We start from the raw sequence: 6,502 nt of genomic DNA on the forward strand, positions 1-6,502 counted from the left end.
CATTCAGCGACGCAGCTCTTATGCTGCAAACGAGCCCCTAAGCTTTTAACACGCGCCAAATTAAGCGCCAAAGCCTTGCCGACCACCTTTAAAAGCTCATTTATAGCGCTCGCTATAAGTATAATTTTGCGTGAAATTTTCTGCGGTGCGGTAACAATTGTGACCTTTAAAAGCGCGCACCGCAGCTCAAAGGCCTATTTTAGCTTTTTAAACTTTCTATAACTTCCCCCGGCGCAAGCAAGCCACCGCTCAAAGGCCTATTTTAGCTTTTTAAAACCGCGCGCTGTATGGCTCAAAGTCCATTCCTGCGCTCAATCAACTACCGTAATCCCCGCATCCTCGCAGGCTTTTCGCGCCTTTTTTGATATGCCGATGCCGGTCGTTTCGATTTTTTTAAGATTTTTGAATTGCGCAAGCTCGGCGGCGTCAATGTTTTTAATGTCGAAAAGCTCATCCTCGCCGTCCCAATCAGGCGCGATTTGCAGGTAAATTTCGTTTCCGCCGTCAAGATATAGCTCGCTCACCTGCTCTGCCAAATTTGCGGGGATCGGGTAGTCCTTAAACCACTTTTTGGCTTGCGGCAGGGCGCCGAAGTCCGCGTACGGATCGATGCCGCGCTCCTCACAGTACTCAAACACGTCAAATTTGGGCTGTAGCAGGGTTTTTTCATACATCAGCTCGTTCATCACGGCGATTTTGAAATTGAAATTTTTAAACGCTAGCGTCTCGCCCGCCGCGCGCGGAAGCTTAAATTTATCGCTCGGCTTTCGCTTTAGCTTTTTCTCTTTTTGATTGATGCAGACGCGCCCTATCGGCATTTTCGCAGCTCGCACGATATCTGCAATCTCGTCGGTGTCGCGCTTAGCGAAGCGCTCGGCGAAGTCCATCGCGCCTATGCACTCCTGCACGGCCTGCGCGAGAGCTAGTGATACTTCGAATTTGCCCAGGCTAAGCTCCAAAAATATATATGCGCCGCGCAGCTCCTGCTCTGGCACGGCTTCAAGCGGCGGCCTGCCCTCAAGCGTGAACGCGCCGCCGTAGAGCTTGCGCGGAACCTCGTGCTGCACGCCCTTTGCGACCTCAAGCATCAAAACTATCTCGGAAAGCTTCGGTTCTGCGAGCTCGCCCGCGCGCACGAAGGCGAAAACCCCCGCTTCATCCCAAAAATAGCGGCTTTTGCCCTCTCCGTCATCGATCACGCGCGGCCGACCTAGGGCTTCATTAAATTTAGCTAGATCAAACTCGCAGTTTACGCCGCCGATGAAAATGCCGTCCGAGCGCATGTCGACGTCAAATTTATCCTTTTTAAAAATGCCGCACAATCCCATTTATCGCTCCTAATTTTGCCTTAAATTTCGTCTTAAAATTTTTCCAAAAAACCCGTAAAAATCGTCCGCAAAAAGCCTATCCTCGCTCTGCGCGTAGTCGCGCACATATACGGGGTATTCGCACGGTGCGTCGCCTGCCCGCTCGCTTGCTATCTCTTTCGTCGCTCCACTTGCCGCCTCGTCTGCCGCTTCGCTCGTTGTCGCGCTCGCCGTTTTACACGTCGTTTCGGCATTCATATCGCGCGCCGCATCTAGCGATCTCTCCACGCGCGCTTCGTCGTCTGACGCCCTATTTTCCGCACTGTCGGCTACCGTCGCGACCACTGTACCACGCGCTGTCGCGCCCGCAGCCTCGCCGCTCGTGCTCTCCGCCGTCTTGCCGCTCGCCGTGTTTGGTGGGTCATCCGCCATGTCGCTTGCCATGCCATTTGCTGGCAAAATTTTAAAATAATACTCCTCGTCCTCGAGCTGCAAAAATACGAGCTCGTCCGCGGCAAATAGGCCATTTTTTAGATTTACCTCATACGTGTAGCAGATGCCCTCATCGGCGCTACCCGCAAACTCGGGCGGCGCGATCGTTTTTAGCTCCGTCCCCGCCGCGCTCACGCTAGCGTATCTTAGCAGCATCTACTTGTAGCTCGCAGGCAGCGCGAAACCGAGCCGCCGCTGCGCCTGCGCGATCCACGCGGGCTCTATGTCGCTGCGCCCCGCGGCCGTGATATTTTTAGATTTTTGAATAAGCTTTTCTATCATTTTGATCCCATTTTGAGCGAGAAATTTTAACGCTTAGCGACACCAAGACGCGCTGTTTACACAGCCCCGCGGACATTTGACGTGGCTTTTAAAATCTAAATTTAAAAGCTCGCGCAGCTTCAAAACCAAAGCGAGCCGTTTAAAATTTCGAGCGCCCGCGCATAAAATTTCAACCGCAAACACGAACTGGCAGTATTCCTGCGATCAAAATTTAGCGCTACTTAGCCAGCGCTATTACTTCGATCTCCACAAGCGCGCCCTTGGGGAGCTTAGCGACCTGCACCGTGCTGCGAGCGGGCTTATGCGCGCCGAACGCCGCAGCGTATATCTCGTTCACCGCGGCAAAATCGCCTATATCGGCTAGGAAAATCGTAGTTTTGACGGCATCTTGCAGCGTAGCGCCCGCTTCTTCCAGGATCGCGGCGAGGTTTTGCAAAACCTGCCTACTCTGCGCTTCCACGCCGCCCACAACAAACTCGCCGTCCGGCTTAAGCGCGATCTGCCCCGAGGTAAAGATGAACCCGCCCGCCTTGATCGCCTGGGAGTACGGTCCGATGGCCTGCGCCGCATCGGGAGTCGAGATAATCTGCATAGTAAAATCCTTTGTAAAAAATTTCGCCCATTTTATCGCAAAATATTTTAGCATTGCTTTAGGCGGCGGAATTTTGCGGGCGAGCGAGGTCGCCGGTACAGCGGATGTGATGAAATTTAATGGTTGCAAATTTCATCGGCGATAGCGGAGCGAAACAGCACGCGTGGCGGTGCGGTTAAATTTATCGCGTAAATACAGCGAGCAATATGGCGAGGAGCTAGCGCGAAAAGCGAGCCGTGGTGACGGAACGGCAAAATTTAAAATAGCTGACGGGCGCAAAAAACAGCGCGTGAAAGTGCGCGTGAAATTTCATCGCTTAAAAGAACGGCTAAATTTCATCGGCGATAGCGAAATGAAACAGCGAGTGCGGCGGCGTATAAAAATGATCTATAGAGCGGTATTTCAAAAATTTTGCGTGCACAAGCATGAAAATTTTCACCGGCGCAGGCGCGATAATGCCGCGCGCTAGGCAATACGACCAAATTCTATCAGCGGCGGTAGTCAAAAAATGCACGAGCAATATGGCGATACGAATAACCAAAATTTCATCGGCGACACTGCGGCAAAACCGGCGTTATCGCAGCAGTAAGGTCGGCGCAATTGCAGCGAGTTTGTGCAACGCTGTCGTAGCAGCAAGCCAACGTCGTCGAAGCGAGATTAGTGCGACACCGCGATAAAATCGGCACCATCAAAGTAAGTTTGGCACAACGCTACCACAGCAGCAAGGTCGGCTCCATCGCAACGCGATCCGTACGAAGCTGCGATAAAATCGAGGCCACATTAATAAATAAATTGGCAGTGTTACAGCTAATTCGGCGCGACGCCATGATAATATCCACATGCTATCACGGCAGCAAAGTCGGCGCCGTCACAGTGAAATTAGTGCAACGGCGTGATAAAATCAGTGCTGCTGCAGTAAGCTAGGTTCGACGCTACGATAAAATCGGCGCCGCAGTAGTAAATTGGTAGTGTCGCAGTAAGTTTGGTGTGACACTGAGGTAAAATCGGCGTCACGCCGTAGCTAGATCAGCGAGACTATGCAATAAAATCGACGTAGTAGTAAAATCGACATTGTCGCTACAGCAAGATCAGCGTCATTGCAGCAAATCGGCAAGGGTTCATAAAATTTTACGCGAAATTTTATACGAAATCCTGTATAAAATTCTATGATTTTGGCTTGAAATTAACCCGCGATCGGCCCTCAACCGGTCTGTAATTAATTTGCAATCAGTCCGTAAAGTAGCTTTAAAATCGTGGCTGCAACGACGAGCAGAAGCATCTTGCGCACAAATTTCACGTCGCATCTCATCACGAGGCTTGAGCCTGCGAAGCTGCCCGCGATCTGTCCGACCGCCATCACCGCTCCGACGAGCCATAAAATCTGCCCGCCGATGATAAAAACGCCTAAAGAGACGATGTTTGAGGTGAAATTTAAAACCTTCGTGTGTGCGACCGCCTTTTTCATATAAAGCCCTAAAATTCCTACGAGCGCAAACGTCCAAAACGAGCCTGTGCCCGGGCCGAAGAATCCGTCGTAAAAGCCCAAAACAAGCCCAAAAATCGCGTAAAAGCTATTTTTTGACATCTTGGGTTTGGCGGGTGCTTCGCCTAGGTTTGGCGAAAAAATCATATAAAAGAAAAGCGCCAGCAGGAGGATCGGAATGAGATAGTTTAGGAATTTCGCATCGACTAGAAGCAGGACATAAGCGCCGACGAGTCCGCCTATGAACGTAAAAATCACGCCGCGCAGGATCTCCGCCGCATCGACGTAGCCCTTGCGGATGAAATTTAAAGCGGCGGTGAAACTTCCGAAACTGCCTTGAAATCTATTTGTGGCGATCGCTACATGCGGCGGAACGCCCACGGCAAGCAGTGCAGGCAGCGAAATCAACCCGCCGCCGCCCGCGATCGAGTCGATAAATCCGCCGAAAAACGCCGCTGCAAAAAGCACCGCAAACTGCCAAAGTTCAAGCTCCATTTTTGTCCTTTTTGATTTCTATTATTTTACAAAATATAGACTTAAATTTTAACTGTCATACACCGCAATGGCAAATCGTGTGCTATAATAGTAAAAATAAGGATAAAAATGAACAGCTTCAAAAAAATCATAGATCTGATTTTAAAAATTTTCATCATAAGTGTATCTATTTTAGGGGTAATCATCATATTAATAATAGCATTTATTATTGCGTCAATTTATTTAAAACCATATAATGATTTTTGGAACGTAAAGAGCAATAATTTTGAAGAATTGAATATTTTAACAGAAATGCAGATATGGATGGATTACTTTTGTATCGTAGAAAAATTCAACCAAATGCCGCAGATAGTCTAGATGAAATCTGCTATGTTCATTACGTAAAGTTAAATTCTACTAACGGCATAGCAGAAAAGAAACTCATTGAAAACGGCTACAAACCCTCCAATAAATCCAATTGTGTCGCTCAAGATAGCAATCTAACGGAATTCAAAAAAATCACGTTTGCGGCGCCGTTTTTTCATTATCTAGGCTATAGTGATATATTTGATAAAATATATTTAGTCTATGGCTCAACAGCTCACTTAGATGTATCTACCATAAGCGCAAAAAATGGACAAATCTGGCAAAAGCAAGGACACGAAATTATTATCTATCCAGGAGAAAATATAATTCAAAAGAATAGATTATTCTCTGAGTGTTTTGGTCCATTCGGTATGTGCAATTAAAGCTAGAATTAATCAAGCAGTGAAGGTAAAATTTTATCTATCTCGCCGCTCTGTCCGAGGCGGTACAGCGCGAAGTCGTATTTGATAGGGTCGCTCGGATCGAAGCGTCCTAAGCTTTGCGTAAGCTGTAAAACCGCCTCGAAATCGTAACTCTTGCGATCGATCAGCCCAAGCTTAAGTGAAACTTTGTGCGTGTGGGTATCGAGCGGGATGAAGAGGCGCGATTTTTCGATCTTTTTGTACAGCCCCAGATCGATGTCGCTGTCGCGCACCGCCCAGCGCAGGAAAAGATTGTAGCGCTTATACGGCGACGTGGGCTTTTGCGCGAAGCCACGCCCGAAAAAAAACTCATACCCAGGGCTGCGATAAGGATTTAATCTGTAAATCTCGCCGATTAAAAAATTTATCCCATCCTCGATCCGCCCGCTTTTTTGCATACCGCGAAGCACGCTCTCTTCGATGCTAAGGCTATTTTTAAGCCGCTTTAAAGTTATAAAAATTTCAGCGACGTCGCGCGAGCTTTGAAATCTATATTTTTTGCCCGCAAGCTCCGCGCTAATGCGCTCATCGCTCCCGTCTAAAAGTGAAAAATCAAGCGAGCGAAGGAATTTTAAAATTTGAGCCGCATTACCGTAAGCAAACAGCGCGCAGATGAGCGCTATGACGTCGTTTCGATGTCCCTTTGCGACCTGCAGCGGATCGGGCGCGCCGAAAAGATCCGCGTCGCAATTTTTCAAATCGGCGTAATAATCTAAAATCTGCTTTAAGCTTTTCATTTTGCGTAGTAACTCATCGTCGTAGCGCCGAATTTGCGCGATTTAAGCAGCGCGAAATCGCCGATTTTAGGCGGCAGCTCAAGCTCGCTCATATGCTCGATCGCGATTAGCAGCTCGCACTGCACGGAGCCTAGGCGCGCTATCAGCGCCAGCACTCGCTCGTAAATCTCGCCAAAGCCCTGCCTGATCGCAAACGGCGGATCCAGATAGACAAACACTCTGCGCGTGGGATCGAAGAAAGAATTTTCGCTAGAATTTACGGTATGGCTTTCGCTTAAATTTACGGCAGAGCATCCGTTCATATCCGTTTGCAGCTCGTGCAAAATTTCGAGTAGTTCCTCGAAGCA

8 protein-coding genes are annotated in these 6,502 nt (G+C 48.7%); 1 reads left to right on the forward strand and 7 read right to left on the reverse strand.

The features are described from left to right. Positions 1-311: 311 nt before the first annotated feature. The 5 genes from Q0605_RS06800 to Q0605_RS06820 form a co-directional block, all read right to left on the reverse strand. Positions 312-1,328, reverse strand: a complete 1,017-nt coding sequence (locus Q0605_RS06800; protein WP_298705349.1) for a hypothetical protein — start codon at positions 1,326-1,328, stop codon at positions 312-314. A gap of 9 nt (positions 1,329-1,337) precedes the next feature. Further along, entirely contained in the window at positions 1,338-1,955 is a 618-nt protein-coding gene (locus tag Q0605_RS06805; RefSeq protein ID WP_298705351.1) for a hypothetical protein, read from the reverse strand. Further along, on the reverse strand, positions 1,956-2,081 hold the full coding sequence (locus Q0605_RS06810) for a hypothetical protein (RefSeq protein WP_298705353.1): 126 nt from the start codon (positions 2,079-2,081) through the stop codon (positions 1,956-1,958). It lies immediately after the preceding gene. 217 nt (positions 2,082-2,298) lie between these two features. After that, entirely contained in the window at positions 2,299-2,673 is a 375-nt protein-coding gene (locus Q0605_RS06815) for a RidA family protein (protein WP_298705355.1), read from the reverse strand. Positions 2,674-3,889: 1,216 nt separating this feature from the next. Further along, a complete protein-coding gene (locus Q0605_RS06820) occupies positions 3,890-4,651 on the reverse strand; it encodes a TSUP family transporter (protein WP_298705357.1) in 762 nt (253 codons plus the stop codon). Between the two features lie 299 nt (positions 4,652-4,950). Between Q0605_RS06820 and Q0605_RS06825 the strand changes: the two genes are divergently transcribed. Beyond that, a complete protein-coding gene (locus Q0605_RS06825) occupies positions 4,951-5,379 on the forward strand; it encodes a hypothetical protein (RefSeq protein WP_298705359.1) in 429 nt (142 codons plus the stop codon). Between the two features lie 8 nt (positions 5,380-5,387). Here the strand turns inward: Q0605_RS06825 and Q0605_RS06830 are convergent, their stop codons facing one another. After that, positions 5,388-6,155 carry a TIGR02757 family protein gene (locus tag Q0605_RS06830; protein ID WP_298705361.1) on the reverse strand — a complete coding sequence of 256 codons (768 nt, stop codon included), beginning with the start codon at positions 6,153-6,155 and terminating at the stop codon, positions 5,388-5,390. Then, on the reverse strand, positions 6,152-6,502 hold a 351-nt coding region (locus Q0605_RS06835; RefSeq protein WP_298705363.1), incomplete at its 5' end, for an RsmD family RNA methyltransferase. The genes Q0605_RS06835 and Q0605_RS06830, both read right to left, overlap by 4 nt.

Source organism: uncultured Campylobacter sp. (genome assembly GCF_938017705.1).
GTDB lineage: Bacteria > Campylobacterota > Campylobacteria > Campylobacterales > Campylobacteraceae > Campylobacter_B.

Bases quoted from the DNA above. Each gene is read 5' to 3' on its own strand.
- Q0605_RS06800 (WP_298705349.1), bottom strand. From the start codon at position 1,328: ATGGGATTGTGCGGCATTTTTAAAAAGGATAAATTTGACGTCGACATG.
- Q0605_RS06805 (WP_298705351.1), bottom strand. From the start codon at position 1,955: ATGCTGCTAAGATACGCTAGCGTGAGCGCGGCGGGGACGGAGCTAAAA.
- Q0605_RS06810 (WP_298705353.1), bottom strand. From the start codon at position 2,081: ATGATAGAAAAGCTTATTCAAAAATCTAAAAATATCACGGCCGCGGGG.
- Q0605_RS06815 (WP_298705355.1), bottom strand. From the start codon at position 2,673: ATGCAGATTATCTCGACTCCCGATGCGGCGCAGGCCATCGGACCGTAC.
- Q0605_RS06820 (WP_298705357.1), bottom strand. From the start codon at position 4,651: ATGGAGCTTGAACTTTGGCAGTTTGCGGTGCTTTTTGCAGCGGCGTTT.
- Q0605_RS06825 (WP_298705359.1), top strand. From the start codon at position 4,951: ATGGATGGATTACTTTTGTATCGTAGAAAAATTCAACCAAATGCCGCA.
- Q0605_RS06830 (WP_298705361.1), bottom strand. From the start codon at position 6,155: ATGAAAAGCTTAAAGCAGATTTTAGATTATTACGCCGATTTGAAAAAT.